Genomic DNA, 16,452 nt, shown 5'->3' with positions numbered 1-16,452 from the left:
GGTGGGAGAAGACCATGGATGCGATGGAAACGAGCTTCGAACAGGTGACGCTGCCGCCGGTGCGGCCGATGCTGGCCGGTGGCCGGCCGGTCTCCAGCGCGGCGTTCGACGGCTATCTGCGCGGCGGCGTGGAGACCAAGGCGCTGTCGGGTGCGAGCGGCGCCGAGGGCGGCTATGCGGTGCCGCGCGAGATCGACGCGCAGATCGACGCGACGCTGCAGGCGATCTCGCCGATCCGCAGCATCGCCAATGTCGTGAAGGTGGGGTCGAGCGGCTATCGCAAGCTGGTCGCGAGCGGCGGCTTCGACAGCGGCTGGGCGTCCGAGACCGCGGCGCGCCCGGTCACCGCGACGCCGGTGTTCAACGAAGTCGCGCCGCCCTTCGGCGAGCTCTACGCCAACCCGGCGGCGAGTCAGGCGATGCTCGACGACGCGATGTTCGACGTGGAAAGCTGGCTGGCCGGCGAGATCGCCCGCGAATTCGCCCAGGCCGAGGGCACGGCGTTCGTCAGCGGCAGCGGCACCAACCAGCCCAAGGGCTTCCTCGCGGTGCCGACCTCGACGGCGGCGGATGCGACCCGCGCCTTCGGCACGCTGCAATATCTGGCTACCGGCGCGGCGGGTGCCTTCGCGGCGAACCCGGAAGAGAAGCTGATCGACCTGGTCCAGGCGCTGCGCGCGCCCTATCGCCAGGGGGCGAGCTGGGTGATGAATTCGGCGACGCTCGCGCGGATCCGCAAGTTCAAGACCAGCGACGGCCAGATGCTCTGGCAGCCCGGCATCGCCGCGGGCCAGCCGGCGACGCTGCTGGGGTATCCGGTGGTCGAGGCCGAGGACATGCCGGACATCGCCGCCAACGCCTTCTCGGTCGCCTTCGGCAATTTCCAGGCGGGCTATCTGATCGCCGAGCGCGGCGACACCCAGCTGCTGCGCGATCCCTATTCGAACAAGCCCTTCGTCCATTTCTACGCGACCAAGCGGCTGGGCGGCATGGTGAGCAATTCGGAGGCGATCAAGCTCCTCAAGTTCGCCGCGAACTGAGCCGGAGGAGGAACCAATGGCAGACAGTTTCGCAAACCGGGCCGACCATGTCGCGGCCCCGGCGACCTCTGCGATCCCGGTGGTGCCGAGCGACACCACGGCGCTGACCGACATCCCCAAGGCGCTTTATGTCGGCACCGGCGGCGCGGTGACGATGCGCGGGGTCAACGGCAGCGTCGACACGGTGTGGAAGAACGTGGCCAGCGGCACGATCCTGCCGTTCCGCGCGCGCTATGTGCGGGCGACCGGCACCACCGCCGCCGACCTGCTGGCGCTCTACTGATGGACGGGCTTTCGCTGTCCCTCCCGGCGGCGGCGCGCCGGCGTGCGCCGCCGCCGGCGGGGGCTGGGCTCTCGACGCGGGTCGACCGCACCACCAGCACCGTGGATTCCACGCTGCGCAGCACCGACAGGAGCTGAGCATGGCCAAGCAGAGCATCAATGTCGGGTCCGCCGCGAACGACGGCACCGGCGATACCGAGCGTGCCGCCTGGATCAAGGCGAACGCCAATTTCGACGAACTCTATGACGGCGCCGCGCGGCTGCCCGAGATCGAGAAGACCGCCGCCTATACGGCGTCGAGCGACGATTGCGGCAGCTCGATCCGCGCCGATGCGAGCGGCGGCGCTTTCGCAATCACCCTGCCGGCGAGCGCGGTGCGCGAGGGCGACTTCCTGCGCGTCCACAAGGGCGATGCCAGCGGCAATCGGGTGACCGTGCGCAATGCGTCCGCAAGCGACGTCGCGTGGCTGTCGGCGCAGGGCGACGCGGCGTGGTTCGTCTGGTGGCAGGGCGCGTGGGAGGCGTTCGACTGGCGGATCGCGCCGCTGCGGATCGTCTATGCCAGCTCCGCCACCAGTACCCGGCCCCCGCTGGCGACCGGGCTGGAGGTGATGGCGGTCGGCGGGGGCGGGGGTGGCGGCTCCGGGCGTTGCGGTGCCAACGGGTCGATCCGCACCGGCGGCGGGGGCGGTGGCGGCGGCATGGTGCAGCTGCTGCGCTTCGCCGCCGCCGCGCATGGGACCTCCGAGTCGGTGACGGTGGGGGCGGGCGGCAATGGCGGTCCTTCGCCGGGCACCGCCGCTGCGAACGGCGTCGCCGGCGGCGGCGGCGGCGCGAGCCTGCTGGGCGCGCTGATCCGCGCCGATGGCGGCAATGGCGGCGGCGCGGGCCAGGCCGCCAATGCGAGCGGCGGCGCCACGTTGCCCGTCGGCACCTTCGGCGCGGTGGGCAGCGGCGGGGCCAGCGCCTCGACCGCGACCGCGGGGCTGGGCGGCAACGGCGCCACCGGCGGCGGCGGCGCGGGCGCGAGCCTCGATGCGAGCAATGTCGCGCGGGGTGCGGCGGCCGGTGGCGCGGGATCGAGCCATGCCGCCGCGCCGCCTGCGGGCGGGACGGCGGGCACGGCGACGGTCCCCGCCGGCGGCGCGGGTGCCGCCGCCGATCCTGCAGTGCAGTCCGGCGGCGCGGGCGGCGGTGGCGGCTTTTCCGGCAACCTGATCGGCAATGCCGGCGCCGGGGGGGGCGGTGGTACCCCCGGCGGTGGCGGCGGCGGCGGGGGCGCGTGCGACACCGGCTTCTCGCCAGGCGCGGGCGGCAATGGCGGGCGCGGCGAGGTGCGCGTCACCTGGACCTTCGGCTGAGGAGCGGGGCGATGGCGGTCTATCGAGTGATCGAGGCGGGCGAGGTGGTCAACCGGATCGAATGGGACGGCACGTCCCCCTATGATCCGGGCGAGAACCGGACGCTGGAGGCCGAGGCGGAAGCCGGCGCCTGAGCCGGGGCCTGAGCCGGGGCCGCAGTAACGCGCGGCGGCAACCAACAGAGGGAGAAGAACCATGGACGCACCGCCCTTTCCGGCGGCGGCGATCGCGAGCGCGTGCGCGGCGGTGAAGGACTATCTGCGCATGGCGAACGGCACCGACGATGCCGCCGTCACCGCCGCGGTCCAGACCGCGCTGGCGCTGGGCGAGGCCTTTACCGGCACCGCCTGGATCGCGCGCCAGTGGCAGGCCTGGCTCGCCCGCTCGCCCGATTGGCAGCGGCTGCCGGTGGCGCCGGTGACCGCGATCGGCGCGGTGGAGACGGTCGATGCCGCCGGCACGGCGACGGCGCTGCCGGTGACGGCGTACACGATCGATCTGGATGCGCGCGGCGAGGGCTGGGTGCGGCTGGCGCCGTCGACGGTGCCGGCGCGGGTGCGCGTGACTTTCGTCGCGGGCACCGCGCCGGGCTGGGACAATCTGCCGCCGCCGCTCGCGCAAGGCGTGGTGCTGCTCGCGGCGCATCTGCTCGAGGCGCGCGGCGACGCATCGGTGCCGCCCGCGGCGGTGGTGGCATTCTGGCGGCCGTGGCGGCGGCTGCAGCTGATGGCAGGAGCAAGGCGGCAATGCTGGAGCAGCTGAAGGCGCGCGCCGAAACCACCGGCCGCGCGGCGGCCTCGGACGCGGCCGGGCGATTGGCCGAGCGGGTGCGCGAAGCGGTGCCGGCCGTGTCGGTCACGGTCGAGGGCAGCGCGGTCACGCTGGCGGGGCGCGGGCTGTGGCGGCGCTGGCTCGCCGACCCGGCGCTGCGCTGGCTGGGAGGGCTGCTGCGATGAGCCCGCAGGAAGCGATCACTGCGGCGATGCGCGCAGTGCTGACCGGCACGGGGGCCTTGTCGGCGCCGGTGAACGGCGTGTTCGATGCGCCGCCGCAGCGCGCGGTGCGGCCCTATCTGCTGGTTGACGAGGCGATCCTGACCGACTGGAGCACCAAGGACCAGGACGGCCGCGAGGTGCGCACCGCGGTGCTGGTGCGCGATTCCGGCGCGACGCGGCAGCGGGTGCGGGCGCTCGCCGCGGATGTCGAGGCGGCGATCGCGGCAATGCCGGCGGCGCTCGGCGGCGGCTGGCGGATCGTCAGCCGGGTGCTGGTCCGCACGCGGGTAGTCGACGAGGGCGCGAGCGGGGTGACGGCGGTGGTCGAGCACCGGGTGCGGATGCTGCGGGGCGGGTGATTGCCCCCTCCACCACGCCGCTGGCGCGGCGCGGTCCCCCTCCCCCGCTTCGCGGTGGAGGAGACGCTATCCGCACAAGGGTTTCCTCTCCCGCGAAGCTGGGGAGGGGGACCGCCGCCGAAGGCGGTGGTGGAGGGGGCAAGCCCCCCCCCAAACAACCAACAGGAGACGAACATGGCAGCGGAAAAAGGCAGTGCCTTCCTGCTCAAGGTGGGCAATGGCGCGACGCCGGTGGTCTATGCCACCGTGGCGGGGCTGCGGACGACGCAGCTTTCGGTGAACGGCGAGGCGGTGGCGATCACCAGCAAGGATTCGGGCGGCTGGCGCGAGCTGCTGTCCGGCGCCGGGGTGCGATCGGTGAGCGTGTCCGCCGCGGGCGTGTTCACCGGATCGACGGCCGAGGTCCGCGTGAAGGCCAATGCGCTCGCCGGCGCGCTCGACGATTATCGGCTGAGCTTCGAGAGCGGCGAGACGATGACGGGCAAGTTCCTCGTGACGAGGCTCGATTATGCCGGCGATTTCAACGGCGAGCGCAGCTACACGCTGAGCCTGGAAAGCTCCGGGCCGGTGGTGAGCGCATGACCGGCACGGCCAATCCGGTGCGCGGCGAGGCGACCCTGCGGGTGGGCGGGGTGCCGCTCGTCCTGCGGCCGAGCTTCGAGGCGCTGGTCGCCGCCGAGGCCGAGCTGGGCCCGCTGTTCGCGCTGGTCGAGCGTGCCGCAGCAGGGCGGCTGGCGCTGGGCGAGATGGTCGCGCTGTTCTGGCACTGCCTCAAGGCGGCCCCCGAGGGCATGACGCGCGAAGCCTTTTCCGAAGGCGTGGCCGAAGCCGGGCTGGTGGCGGCGACGCCCGCGCTCAAGGCGCTGATCGGCCAGATCCTGGCGGGGCGGTGACGAGCTTCGCCGAGGCCGCCGGGCGGCTGGCCGGACTGGCGGGGCTCGCCTTCGGCTGGAGCCCCGATCGGTTCTGGCGAGCGACCCCGGCCGAGCTCGCCGCGCTGCTGGCCGCCGCCATGCCCGAGGCGGGGGAGCCGCCGAGCGCGGACCTGATCGCACGATTGCAGGAGCAGTTTCCCGATGGATGAGGAAATCGAACGGCTGGTGGTGTCGGTGCGGGCCGATACCGCGGGCTTCGCGCGCGACGTGGATGCGATGCGCGGCACGCTGGAAGGGCCGCTGGCCACGGGCGTCGACCGGGCGGGCAAGACGATCGAGACGACGCTGCTGCGCGCGGTGCAGACCGGCAAGCTCGGCTTCGACGATCTCGCCAAGATCGCGATCCGCGCGCTGGAAGAGATCGCCAAGTCGGCGATGGGCATCAGCTTGCCCTCGAGCCGCGGGGGCGAGAGCGCGGGCGGCGTGCTGTCGCTGCTCGGCGGGCTGCTCGGGCTGCCCGGCCGCGCGACCGGCGGGCCGGTGAGCCCGGGGCGCCCCTATTGGGTCGGCGAGCGCGGGCCCGAGCTGTTCGTGCCGACCAGCGCGGGGCAGGTGGCGCCCGCCAGCGGGCAGGGTGGTGGGCGCGACGTGCGCGTGTCGATCACGGTCAACGCCGCCGCCGATGCCGCGCCCAGGGCGCTGGCGCAATCGAGCCGGCAGGTGGCGCGGGCGGTGCGCTCGGCACTGGCGGGGCTCGACTGATGGGCTGGTGGCTCGCCGCGCGGCGGCGCGACCAGGCGACGGGGGTGATCAGCCGCTTCGATCCGGTCTATTGGACGGTCAACTTTCCCCGGCCGATGATGGCGAGCGTGGTCACCACCGCGCCCGATGCGCTGCGCGTCGACCTGGTGTTCCAGCGGCGCGGCGATCTCGCCGGGCTGATCTGGGAGGCCGAGGACCGTTGGGACCATCCGCTGCTTGCGTACGCTACCGCGCGCGACTTTCGCGGTTGCCGGCTGCGGTTCCGCTGGCGCTCGTCCGGGGTGATCGCGCTCGACGCGGTCAACGGCCCGGTGCTGACGATCGAGGGGCGGGATGCAGGCGGCGCGCCGCGCGCCTGGTATGTGCGGCTGTGGAACTATGCCAGCGGCGCGGCCGACGATGCCGAGGTGACGATCGACTTTGCGGATGTCGCGGGCGGCTTCCTGCTGCCGGGCGAGGCGGATCCGGTCTGGGCCGGGGATGTCGACCGGATGTTCGTCTCGCTGGTGCCGCCGGGCTATGTCGCGGGCGACACCATGCCGCTGGCGGCGGCGAGCGAGGGCTGGGTGGCGCTGACCGGCATCGCCTGCGACGGGCCGGGATCGGTGCTGGCGATCGGCGACGTGGTGGTGCCCGAGCACGGCCTGTCGATCGCGACCGGCTATGACGACGGCTACAACCAGACGCCGGCGCGGCTGCTGCGGAACGTCCTGCAGCTCGGCTATCGCGGCGACATTCTCCATTATGTCGGCATGAGCCATTATTTCCGGCTCGAACCCGCCTCGGGGGGCTTCTATGCGAGCCTGGCCGGCGGGGCGCTCAACCGGGCCTGCGCGGCCTGGCATGCGGACTTTGCCGCGCGGGCCAAGGCGCTCGGCTATGGCGTGATCTGGTCGCTGAGCTACGAGCTGCTCGACCAGCATTGCTGGGGCGACTGGAAGCAGCGCGCCGCCGACGGCAGCCCGGCGCTGACCGGGTGGAGTCCGCCCTCGACCTTGCTCTCGCCCGCGCACGCCGGGGCGATGGCCTATCTGCGCGCGGTGGCGCTGGCGTTCGTCGGTACCGCGCAGGCGGCGGGGCTGGCGGTGAAGTTTCAGGTGGGTGAGCCGTGGTGGTGGGTGATGGCCGATGGGCGCCTGTGCATCCACGACGCGGCGGCGCAGGCGGCGCTGGATAACCCCGCAGCGCAGAATCTGAAGGGTACGGTAAACACCGCCGTGCTCGATGCGGCGGGGGCGTTGCTGGCGGCCTCGACGCTGGCACTGCGCGACGCGGTGAAGGCCGCCGCGCCGGAAGCGCAGGTGCTGCTGCTCACCTATCTGCCGACCGTGCTCGATCCCGCGATGCCGGAGGCGAAGCGCGCCAACATGCCGGTCGGCTGGGCCTCGCCCGCCTTCGATGTGCTCCAGCTCGAGGATTATGACTGGGCGGCGGCAGGCAATGCGGCGGCCTCAGAGCGGGCGGTCGCGGCGGCGCAGGCGCGGCTCGGCTATCCGGCGGCGCGGCAGCATTATCTCGCCGGCTTCGTGCTGCGCGCCGAGGACCGGCTCCAGTGGCGCGCGATCGCGGAAGCCGCCGAGCGCGGCCGCGCGCGCGGGGTCGCGGCGACCTTCGTGTGGGCGCTGCCGCAGGTGGCGCGCGACGGTTTCACCCATTTCGACCAGGAGGCGGATTTGACGCCCTTCGACGACGTGTCCTTTCCGATCGCGCTCGGCCGCGAGGCCGAGGTGGTGCCCGAGCTCTCCACCGCGATCGTCACCAGCGCGGGCGGCGCCGAGCGGCGCAACGCCGCCTGGGCGCAGGCGCGGACCCGCTATGATGTCGGGCCCGGCGTCCGCTCCGAGGCGGACATCGCGGCGCTGCTCGGCTTCTACCGGGCGCGGATGGGGCCGGCGCGCGGGTTCCGGCTGCGCGACCCCTTCGACTATGAGGCGAAGGACCAGCTGCTCGGCACCGGCGACGGCCAGACCGCGCGCTTCCAGCTCATCAAGAGCTATGGCGAGACGGTGCGGCGGATCACCCGGCCGGTGGCGGGCACCGTGGCGCTCAAGCTCAATGGCGTGGCGACCTCGGCCTTCACCCTCGGCGATGGCGGGGTGGTGACGCTCGACGTCGTGCCCGCAGCAGGCGTGAAGCTCACCGCTTCCTTCCTGTTCGACGTGCCGGTGCGCTTCGCCGAGGACCAATTGCGCGTCAGCCGCGCGACCTTCCTTGCCGGGGCCGCCGCCTCGGTCCCGCTGGTGGAGATCCGCGAATGAGCTGGCTCGACGGCACGCTGACCACCGTCACCCTGTGCTGGCGGATCGAGCGGCGCGACGGGGTGACGATCGGCCTCACCGCGCACGACCGCGACCTGCTGATCGACGGGGTGCTGTACCGCGCCGCGCCGGGGATGACCCCCAGCGCGGTCGAGCGCAGCGCGACGCTGGAGGCGGACAGCATGGACGTGCACGGCATGCTCTCCGGTGACGCCATCTCCGAGACGGACCTGCTCGCCGGCCGCTGGGACTTCGCTCGCGTCGCGCTGTTCGCCACCGACTGGACCGCGCCGGGCGAAACGGTGGCGCTCGGCGAGGGGACGATCGGCGCGATCGAGACCCGCGACGGCGCGATCACCGCCGAGCTGCGCGGGCTCACCGCCGCCTTCGATGCGCCCGTGGCCGAGGCGACCTCGCCCGACTGCCGCGCCGAACTGGGCGATGCGCGCTGCCGCGTGGCGATGGCCGGTCGGCGGCGCTTCGCTCGCGTGGCTGCAGTGGCCGGTGCGGTGGTGACGCTGGACGCCGCCGAACCCACCGCCAATGCCTATGGCAATGGCCGGCTGCGCTGGCTCGGCGGAGCGAACGGCGGGCTGGAGGACGCGATTGCCGCGTCCGAGGGCAACCGCGTGACGCTCCGCCGCCCGCCGCGTTTCGATGGGGTGGGGGCGCTGGTCGAGCTGATCGAAGGCTGCGATGGCCGGTTCGAGACCTGTTCGGGCCGGTTCGCCAACGCCGCCAATTTCCGCGGCGAGCCGTACCTGCCGGGCACCGACCTGCTTACCCGGTATCCCGGCGCATGAGCGGCGCGGCGGTGGTGGCAGCCGCGCGGGCGGCGCTGGGTGCCCCCTTTCAGCTGCACGGGCGCGAGGTGGCGACGGGGCTCGACTGTGTCGGGCTGGCGGTAGTCGCGCTCGGACGCGGCGCGCCTGCCGACTACCGGCTGCGGACCGGCGATGCGGCTGGCACCGCGGCGCAGCTGCGGGCGGCAGGGCTCATCGAGGTCGCCGAGGCGGCACCCGGCGACCTGCTGCTGTGCCGCAGCGCGCCCGGCCAGCTGCACCTCGCGATCCGCTGCGAAGACGGGATCATCCATGCGGACGCGATCGCGCGCCGCGTGGTCGAGCGGCCCGGCCCGGTGCCCTGGCCGGTGCTGAGCTGCTGGCGTCTGGGGGAGGAAGGCTGATGGCGACGGTGGTGCTGACGGTGGCGGGCGGGCTGATCGGGGGACCCTTCGGCGCGGGGCTGGGGAGCCTGATCGGCAACACGATCGATCGCCAGCTGCTTTTCAAGCAGGGCCCGCGCGAAGGCCCACGACTCGCCGACCTGCGCGTGCAGACCTCGAGCTACGGCACCGCGGTCCCGCAGCTGTTCGGGACGATCCGGGTGGCGGGCAGCGTGATCTGGGCGACCGACCTGATCGAGCATCGCGCCACCGAGGGTGGCGGCAAGGGCCGACCTTCCACCACTGCCTATAGCTACACGGCATCGTTCGCGGTTGCGCTGTCGACGCGGCCTATCCTGGGCGTGGGTCGGATCTGGGCGGACGGCCAGCTGCTTCGCGGCGCGGCCGGCGACTTCAAGGTGCGCACCGGCTTTCGCCTCTACACCGGTGCCGAGGACCAGCCGGTAGATCCTTTGATCGTGTCGATCGAGGGCGCGGGCAAGGCGCCCGCGCATCGCGGCACCGCCTATGCGGTATTCGAGGACCTGGAACTCGCGACCTTCGGCAACCGCATTCCCCAGCTGAGCTTCGAAGTGATCGCCGATGCGGAGCCCGTCCCGGCCGGCCGTATCGCCCAGGCGCTCGGCGCGGCGGCGGAGGGGCTCACCACGTCGCTGCGCGGCTTCTCCGCGCAGGACTCGCTGCGGACCACGCTGGACGCGCTGTGCGCGGCGACCGGTGCCTGGGTGCAGAGCGACGGCAATGCGCTGACTCTGCAGACCGGCCCGGGCGCGGCGCGGGCAATGTCCGACGGCGGGGTCGGCGCCGATGCCGAGCCCACCGGCCGCGGGGTGCGCGCCATCGCGCCAGCGGACGCTGCGCCGCGGCGGCTGAGCATCGGCTATTATGATCCGGCGCGCGACTATCAGGCGGGCGTGCAGCAGGCGTCGCGCCAGGGCACCGGCACGCGGGAGACTAGGATCGACCTGCCCGCCGTACTCGATGCCGGATCGGCCAAGGCGATGGCGGCCGGCGCGCTGGCCCGCACCGATCTGGCCAGAGAGCGCCGCACGCTGACGCTGGGCTGGGAGGCGCTGACGCTCGCGCCCGGCGCGCGCGTCACGATCGACGGCGCACCCGGCCAGTGGCGGGTGGATCGCTGGTCGCTCGAGAATATGGTGGTGAAGCTCGAATGCGTGCCGATCGCCGAGGCGCCGCTATCGGGTGCGGCGAGCCCCGGCCGCTCGGTCCCGGCGCCCGACTCGCAACGCGGCAGCACCATCCTGGTACCGTTCGAACTGCCGCCGCTGGACGAGGTGGCGGCGACGGCGCCGAACCTCGTCGTCGCGGCGGCGGGCACCGGCAGCGGCTGGCGCCGCGCGGCGTTGCTCGCGAGCGGCGATGGCGGCGCGAGCTGGGCCCCGGCGGGGGAGACGGCCTATCCGGCGATCCTCGGCACGGTGCGCGTGCCGCCGGGCCCGGCGCGCGCGGCGCTGATCGATGGCGCGGGCTATGCCGAGGTCGAACTCGCCCGCGCCGACATGGCGCTGGCCAATGCGGACATGGCGGCGCTCGATGCCGGTGCCAACCTGGCGATGCTCGGCGACGAACTGCTCCAGTTCGGCCGGGCTACGAACCTTGGCGGCAACCGGTGGCGCCTGGCGCAGCTGTGGCGCGGGCGGCGCGGGTCCGAAGCGGCGATCGGTACCCAGCGCGCGGGCGACCACTTCGTGCTGGTGACGCGCGACACGCTCAAAGCGCTCGAGCTTCGCGTTGCGATCGGCGCGACCGTCCAGTTGCTGGCGCAAGGGTCCGACGACCCGATCGACGCGCCGGCCGTACCCGCACGGTCGACCGGCATCTCGCTGCTGCCGCCGTCGCCGGTGCAGCTCCGCGCAACTCGGCAGGGGGAGGCCACGCGGATCGGCTGGACACGGCGCAGCAGGGTCGGCTGGGTGTGGCGCGACGGCGTCGACGTTCCGCTCGGCGAGGAGAGCGAGCGGTATCAGGTCGAGATCTTGCGCGGGGGCGAGCGAAGCGTGCTGCTGCTGGACGCGCCCGGGCTGACGCTTTCCGCCGCCGACCGGGCGCTGCCGCTCACGCTGACCGTCCGCCAGCTCGGCACGCACGGCCTGTCCCCCGCCGCGCAGCTTTCGCTTCCCAGCCTTGGAGACGACCGATGACCGTTTCGCCGACGCCGCGCCTGGCGCTGCCGCTGCTCGAACCCGGGCAGGCGCAGAAGGAGATGTTCCACAACGAAGCCCTGGCACTGCTCGACATCGCGACGCAGGCGGCCGTGGTCGCGGCGATGGTGAACGTGCCGCCTACCGCGCCGACGATCGGCCAATGCTGGATCATCGGTGGTGCACCGCAAGGCGCCTGGGCCGGGCAGGGCGGCAAGCTCACAGGTTGGACCGAGGGTGGCTGGCGATTTTTGACGCCGCAGGACGGCATGCGGGTCTGGGTCGGGGCAGACCAGGCGCTGGCGCTCTACAGCGGCGGAGAATGGTACCAAGGGCGGACCTATGGAAGACTTTTTATCGAAGGACGACAAGTAGTTGGTCCTCGGCAGCCGAATGTGGCGGAACCGACGGGAGGCACGACGGTTGACGCAGAGGCGAGAAGGGCGATCTCTGCGGTCGTGCAAATGTTGCGCCAACACGGGTTGATCGGTGTCGATTAACATGTGACGTTTGTGCAACAGTCCGCAGGTTTGTGCGCTTGCGCCGAAACTTTGGTTTGAGTAGTGAGTTTGGCCTGTCCGTAAGGACGACCATGAAAGGGGATTATGATGCGGAAGCTTGCCGTCACTTTGGCGCTCGCCACGACCGCGCTCAGCACGCCCGCCTTTGCCCGCGACGACGCGTGGTATGTGGGTGTTGAAGGCGGCGCGATGCTCGTCGAGGACATTCACTTCGACGTCGGCGCCAGCCAGGATGCTGTGACGCAGAACAACAACCATGCCGGCTGGGATGTCGGCGGTAACATCGGTTATGATTTCGGTCCGTTCCGTGCGGAAGCCGAAGTCAGCTACCGCCGTGTTTCCGGCAGCGAGATTCGCTCGTCGGTCGGCCTGCCGATCAACCTGACGACCGGTGCAGCCACGCTTCCGGCGGGTTCGTACAGCCAGGTCGGCAGCAAGACCTCGGCGCTGTCGTTCATGGTCAATGGCCTGCTCGACTTCGGCGACGACAACGGCCTGCAGGGCTTCGTCGGCGGCGGTGCGGGTGTCTCGCGCGTGAAGAACGACCTGTTCCTGCGGGGCGTTTCCTCGACGCTGGACGATTCCGACACCGTGTTCGCATGGCAGGCGCTGGCCGGCGTCCGCGCGCCGATCAACAAGAATGTCGACGTGTCGCTGAAGTACCGCTTCTTCAACGCGCCCGACGTCAAGCTGGTCGACATCGGCGGCAACCAGTGGAAGGGCCGCTTCCGTTCGCACAGCCTTCTGGTCGGCCTGACCTACAACTTCGGTGCGCCGGAAGAGCCCGTTGCTCCGCCGCCGCCGCCGCCGCCGCCGCCGGTTGCCGAGCCGGCTCCGCCGCCCCCGCCGCCCCCGGCGCCGGAAGCCAAGGTCTGCACGCCTGGGCCGTACATCGTGTTCTTCGACTGGAACAAGTCGGACATCACGCCGGAAGCAGCGAGCATCCTGGACAATGCGATCAGCAACTATGCCGATTGCAGCAACACCAAGGTTGTCATCGCCGGCTACACCGACCGTTCGGGTTCGGCGAGCTACAACGTTGGTCTGTCGCAGCGTCGCGCCGACACGGTTCGCAGCTACATGGGTGGCAAGGGTATCCCCGACGCCGCGATGTCGGCGCAGGGCTTTGGCGAGAGCAACCCGCGCGTTCCGACCGCCGACGGCGTTCGCGAACTCCAGAACCGTCGCGTGGAAATCACCTACGGTCCGGGTTCGGGCATGTAATTGCCGCCTTCCCGCAAGGGATGGACGCAAAGAGGGGAGACCGGGCAACCGGTCTCCCTTTCTTTTTGTGCATTTGCCGGGGCTGTGTGGCAGGCGCGGCGATCCGTGCCGCGCGCGTGCGGCAATCTAGACCCTGTCCTCCATTCCGATGCGGGTCAGGCGTCCGCCGCGAGCGCGGTGGCGAGCCAATCGGGCACCAGTGCGTCGCCCAGCGCTTCGACGCGGCGCAGTTCGACCATCTTGCCGAGCGCCGGGTAGGCGGCACGGGTGCGATCGCCCGGTTCGCCGAGCGGGACGACGACCAGCCGGCGGTTGACCTTGGCGCGATAGTGCATCCGCGCGGTGTTCTCCTGGCCCACATAGCAGCCCTTGGTGTAACTGACGCCGTGCAGCTCCTCGGCATTGCATTCGAGCCACAGTGTCTTGTCGCTGCCCAGTTCGTCCATGCCTTCGGTGACCCCCAGCGACAGGCGATGCGCCCGCCAGGCGTGCGCCGCGCTTTCGCCCGCGACGTCGCCCAGCCAGCGATAGCCGAGCGCCGCCAGCCGCGGGTCGGCAACCGCACCGGGCTGCGGCGATGGCGACCAATGCACGCCGCCCTCGATCGGCGCGATCGTGATCGCGCGGCGCAGGCGGTACATGGTCAGCCGGCGGGCGATGGCGTCGCGGGCGCTCGCCTCGCAGTCGATCAGGATCGCATCGCCGTCCGCCCAGAGGAGGAAATCGAACAGCGCCTTGCCCTGGGGGGTGAGCAGCCCCGCCCATTGCGGCGTCTGCGGCGTGATGCTGGCCATGTCCTGCGGCAGCAGCCCCTGCAGAAAGCCGCGAACATCGTCGCCGGAGAGGCGCAGCAGCGCGCGATCGTCGAGCCAGGTGCTGGTATCGTCCATGCCGAACAGGTAGGACGCGGCAAACGCTGACGAAAGAGGCAAGCCATGGCGAATGTCGAACTCAAGCTGCGCGGCGGCCGCGTGCATCTCCCGGGCGGACCGGCGGCAGTCGATGTCGGCGTCTCCGGCGGCAAGATCGTCGCGATCGGCCAGGTGGGCGATGCGGGCGAGACGATCGACTGCACCGGGCTCGACGTGCTGCCTGGCGTAATCGACAGCCAGGTCCATTTCCGCGAGCCCGGCCTCGAATATAAGGAAGACCTGGAAAGCGGCAGCCGCTCGGCGGTGCTCGGCGGGGTGACCGCGGTGTTCGAGATGCCCAACACCAAGCCCAATACCGACAGCGCCGACGCAGTGGCCGACAAGCTCCGCCGCGCACACCACCGCATGTGGTGCGACCATGCCTTCTATGTCGGCGCGACCAACCACAATGCCGAGCATCTGGCGGAGCTGGAGCGCCTGCCGGGCACGGCGGGCGTGAAGATCTTCATGGGCGCCTCAACCGGCGACCTGCTGGTCTCCGACGATGCCAATCTGGCGCGGGTGCTGGCTTCCGGACATCGCCGCGTGGCGATCCATGCCGAGGACGAGTTCCGCATGCAGGACCGGCTCGGTGAGCGGGTGGCGGGCGATCCCGCGTCCCATCCCGTGTGGCGGGACGACGAAAGCGCGATCCTCGCCACCCGCCGCATCCTGCGGCTGGCGCGCGCGGCGCGGCGGCGGATCCACGTGCTGCACGTGACGACCCCGGCGGAGCTGGAACTGCTCGGCCAACACAAGGACATCGCGACCTGCGAGGTCACCCCCCAGCACCTGACGCTGGCGGGCGAGGAGGCCTATCCGGCGATCGGCACCTTTGCGCAGATGAACCCGCCGATCCGCTCGGGCGCGCATCGCGACGGGCTTTGGCACTGGCTGCGCCAGGGCGTGCCCGACGTGCTCGGCTCGGACCATGCGCCGCACACGCTGGAGGAGAAGGCCAAGGCCTATCCCGACAGCCCGAGCGGCATGCCGGGCGTGCAGACGTTGCTGCCGCTGATGCTCAACCATGTGGCGGAAGGCCGGCTGACGCTGCAGCGGCTGATCGACCTGACCAGCGCCGGACCGCAGCGCATCTTCGGGCTGGTTGGCAAGGGGCGGATCGTGCCCGGCTACGACGCCGACTTCACCGTGGTCGACCTCAAGGCGCGCTGGACGGTGGACGAGGCCTGGCTGGCGTCGCGCTGCGGTTGGTCGCCGTTCACCGGCATGGAACTCACCGGCCGGCCGGTCGGCACGATCATTCGCGGCAACCGGGTGATGTGGGAAGGCCAGCTCGCCAACCAGGCGATCGGGGAGCCGATGAAGTTCGAGGCGGTCGAATTCGGCTGAGGGCAGGGGCGGGGCTGCCGATGCGGCCCCGCCCGGCACCCGATCAGAAGGGCAGCCAGCGCTGCTTTTCGCTGAACTTCATATAGCCGGCGTTGACCCCCAGCCGCCAGCCTACGCCCAGCCGCACCGGGATCAGCACGATATCGCCGCGGCGGAGATACGAGGCCGAGAAGCCGCCGACGAAATAGGCGTGGCCTTCGCCCTGCGGGAAGCGCTTGTAGATCTCCTGGCTGTCGTAGAGATTGTAGACCAGCACGAACACCTTGTTGGCGTCCCCGCCCAGGTCGAAGCCGATCGACGGGCCGGTCCAGTAGATCGGGCGCTGGCCCTCCACCTTGTGAAACATCTGCCCCTTGCCGTAGCGCAGGCCGACGCCGATCGCGCCCGACGCCTCGCTGCCGGCGATATAGGCATTGGGCTTGCCCTGGTCCTTGAGAATGTCCTCGAGCAGCTTGGCGAGGCCCGAGGCACCCTTGCCGAACGTGCCTTCGGCGGCGGCGAGCAGATCGTCCTTCTCGAACGTGTCGGTCGCCGCCTGGCGGGCCGACGTCGCCGACGGGTCGGCAGCGGCGGGCGAGGCGGGCGCCGGCTGGGCTGGCGGCGGCGGGGTATCCACGGGCGGCGGCGCCGTGTCGGCCGGCGGATAGGATTCCTGCATCTGGGTCGGCGGCGGCGCGCTCTGCGGCGGTTGCTGCTGCTGCGACGGCGGCGACTTCAGGTCCGAATCGATCGCGGTATTGGGGTCGATCGTCGTCATCTGGGCCGACGCGGGCACGCTGCCCAGCCCGGTGACGGCAACTGCCAGAAGCGTGAACCAACCCGATCGCATCATCAAAATTTCCCGAACCCTGCTGCTTTTGCGGGCTGCACCCTAGGGGCGCGCGGCTGTCGCGGCAATGAATGGGCGCCCGATCCACTCGATTTCGCGTCCATGTGGTTATCCCCGTTGATTGCGGGCGAAGGGCTCGTTATAGGGCTCGACCTCGGCGCATCCGGAGACGTGGGTGAGTGGCTGAAACCAGCGGTTTGCTAAACCGCCGTACGGGGATTACTCGTACCGAGGGTTCGAATCCCTCCGTCTCCGCCAGGCTGTTTCACCTGGAAATCGCGACCAGGTCGCCACCGCAGCGCCGCTTCCCCCCGTTCGTCCGCCCGCCCGCGCCCTA

General features: G+C 71.5%; 20 protein-coding genes and 1 tRNA gene. 19 read left to right on the top strand and 2 right to left on the bottom strand.

Annotated features, from left to right (window positions below; genetic code table 11):
- Window positions 1-14 precede the first annotated feature (14 nt).
- The 17 genes from GGR89_RS00585 (at window position 15) to GGR89_RS00510 (ending at window position 13,025) form a co-directional block, all read left to right on the top strand.
- Complete coding sequence (locus tag GGR89_RS00585; protein ID WP_125975576.1) at window positions 15-1,040, top strand: phage major capsid protein; 1,026 nt, start codon at window positions 15-17, stop codon at window positions 1,038-1,040.
- Between the two features lie 16 nt (window positions 1,041-1,056).
- Window positions 1,057-1,323, top strand: a complete 267-nt coding sequence (locus GGR89_RS00580) for a spike base protein, RCAP_Rcc01079 family (protein ID WP_125975578.1) — start codon at window positions 1,057-1,059, stop codon at window positions 1,321-1,323.
- A gap of 139 nt (window positions 1,324-1,462) precedes the next feature.
- Complete coding sequence (locus GGR89_RS00575; RefSeq protein ID WP_167712682.1) at window positions 1,463-2,683, top strand: glycine-rich domain-containing protein; 1,221 nt, start codon at window positions 1,463-1,465, stop codon at window positions 2,681-2,683.
- A gap of 11 nt (window positions 2,684-2,694) precedes the next feature.
- Entirely contained in the window at window positions 2,695-2,817 is a 123-nt protein-coding gene (locus GGR89_RS22550) for a hypothetical protein (protein ID WP_277600102.1), read from the top strand.
- Between the two features lie 61 nt (window positions 2,818-2,878).
- Entirely contained in the window at window positions 2,879-3,445 is a 567-nt protein-coding gene (locus tag GGR89_RS00570; RefSeq protein WP_125974708.1) for a head-tail connector protein, read from the top strand.
- Window positions 3,430-3,639: a hypothetical protein gene (locus tag GGR89_RS00565; RefSeq protein ID WP_125974706.1), complete on the top strand. Its 210-nt coding sequence runs from the start codon at window positions 3,430-3,432 to the stop codon at window positions 3,637-3,639. The genes GGR89_RS00570 and GGR89_RS00565 overlap by 16 nt, the downstream gene beginning before the upstream one ends.
- Window positions 3,636-4,037: a tail completion protein gp17 gene (gene gp17 / locus GGR89_RS00560; protein WP_125974703.1), complete on the top strand. Its 402-nt coding sequence runs from the start codon at window positions 3,636-3,638 to the stop codon at window positions 4,035-4,037. Before GGR89_RS00565 ends, gp17 begins: the two co-directional genes overlap by 4 nt.
- 174 nt (window positions 4,038-4,211) lie before the next feature.
- Complete coding sequence (locus GGR89_RS00555) at window positions 4,212-4,619, top strand: phage tail tube protein (protein ID WP_125974701.1); 408 nt, start codon at window positions 4,212-4,214, stop codon at window positions 4,617-4,619.
- Window positions 4,616-4,930, top strand: coding sequence for a gene transfer agent family protein (locus tag GGR89_RS00550; RefSeq protein ID WP_125974699.1), 315 nt, complete (start codon window positions 4,616-4,618; stop codon window positions 4,928-4,930). Before GGR89_RS00555 ends, GGR89_RS00550 begins: the two co-directional genes overlap by 4 nt.
- Window positions 4,927-5,121, top strand: coding sequence for a phage tail assembly chaperone (locus GGR89_RS00545; protein WP_125974697.1), 195 nt, complete (start codon window positions 4,927-4,929; stop codon window positions 5,119-5,121). The genes GGR89_RS00550 and GGR89_RS00545 overlap by 4 nt, the downstream gene beginning before the upstream one ends.
- Window positions 5,114-5,674 (top strand): tail tape measure protein, encoded by a 561-nt coding sequence (locus GGR89_RS00540; RefSeq protein WP_125974695.1) that lies wholly within the window; start codon window positions 5,114-5,116, stop codon window positions 5,672-5,674. Before GGR89_RS00545 ends, GGR89_RS00540 begins: the two co-directional genes overlap by 8 nt.
- Complete coding sequence (locus tag GGR89_RS00535; protein WP_125974693.1) at window positions 5,674-7,932, top strand: DUF2460 domain-containing protein; 2,259 nt, start codon at window positions 5,674-5,676, stop codon at window positions 7,930-7,932. The genes GGR89_RS00540 and GGR89_RS00535 overlap by 1 nt, the downstream gene beginning before the upstream one ends.
- Entirely contained in the window at window positions 7,929-8,735 is an 807-nt protein-coding gene (locus GGR89_RS00530) for a DUF2163 domain-containing protein (protein ID WP_125974691.1), read from the top strand. Before GGR89_RS00535 ends, GGR89_RS00530 begins: the two co-directional genes overlap by 4 nt.
- Entirely contained in the window at window positions 8,732-9,118 is a 387-nt protein-coding gene (locus tag GGR89_RS00525; RefSeq protein WP_125974689.1) for a peptidoglycan endopeptidase, read from the top strand. Before GGR89_RS00530 ends, GGR89_RS00525 begins: the two co-directional genes overlap by 4 nt.
- Window positions 9,118-11,280, top strand: a complete 2,163-nt coding sequence (locus GGR89_RS00520; RefSeq protein WP_125974687.1) for a phage tail protein — start codon at window positions 9,118-9,120, stop codon at window positions 11,278-11,280. The genes GGR89_RS00525 and GGR89_RS00520 overlap by 1 nt, the downstream gene beginning before the upstream one ends.
- A complete protein-coding gene (locus tag GGR89_RS00515; RefSeq protein WP_125974685.1) occupies window positions 11,277-11,780 on the top strand; it encodes a DUF2793 domain-containing protein in 504 nt (167 codons plus the stop codon). The genes GGR89_RS00520 and GGR89_RS00515 overlap by 4 nt, the downstream gene beginning before the upstream one ends.
- Window positions 11,781-11,888: 108 nt before the next feature.
- Window positions 11,889-13,025, top strand: coding sequence for an OmpA family protein (locus GGR89_RS00510; RefSeq protein ID WP_125974683.1), 1,137 nt, complete (start codon window positions 11,889-11,891; stop codon window positions 13,023-13,025).
- 155 nt (window positions 13,026-13,180) lie between these two features.
- On the opposite strand, the gene ygfZ is transcribed toward GGR89_RS00510, so the two are convergent.
- The gene (ygfZ, locus tag GGR89_RS00505; RefSeq protein ID WP_125974681.1) at window positions 13,181-13,915 is read right to left on the bottom strand and encodes a CAF17-like 4Fe-4S cluster assembly/insertion protein YgfZ; all 735 of its coding nucleotides are present in this window, start codon (window positions 13,913-13,915) and stop codon (window positions 13,181-13,183) included.
- A gap of 45 nt (window positions 13,916-13,960) precedes the next feature.
- Between ygfZ and GGR89_RS00500 the strand changes: the two genes are divergently transcribed.
- Window positions 13,961-15,286 carry a dihydroorotase gene (locus GGR89_RS00500; protein ID WP_125974679.1) on the top strand — a complete coding sequence of 442 codons (1,326 nt, stop codon included), beginning with the start codon at window positions 13,961-13,963 and terminating at the stop codon, window positions 15,284-15,286.
- 43 nt (window positions 15,287-15,329) lie between these two features.
- Here GGR89_RS00500 and GGR89_RS00495 read toward each other — a convergent pair whose 3' ends face one another.
- Window positions 15,330-16,118 carry a DUF1134 domain-containing protein gene (locus GGR89_RS00495; protein ID WP_125974677.1) on the bottom strand — a complete coding sequence of 263 codons (789 nt, stop codon included), beginning with the start codon at window positions 16,116-16,118 and terminating at the stop codon, window positions 15,330-15,332.
- A gap of 162 nt (window positions 16,119-16,280) precedes the next feature.
- On the opposite strand from GGR89_RS00495, the gene GGR89_RS00490 reads away from it, so the two are divergent.
- Window positions 16,281-16,373: transfer RNA gene (locus GGR89_RS00490), tRNA-Ser, on the top strand.
- Window positions 16,374-16,452: the final 79 nt, after the last annotated feature.

The organism is Sphingomonas trueperi (assembly GCF_011927635.1).
GTDB classification, from domain to species: domain Bacteria; phylum Pseudomonadota; class Alphaproteobacteria; order Sphingomonadales; family Sphingomonadaceae; genus Sphingomonas; species Sphingomonas trueperi.
Note: the sequence above shows the minus strand (reverse complement) of the source record. Positions and strands in the feature narration are given on the sequence as shown.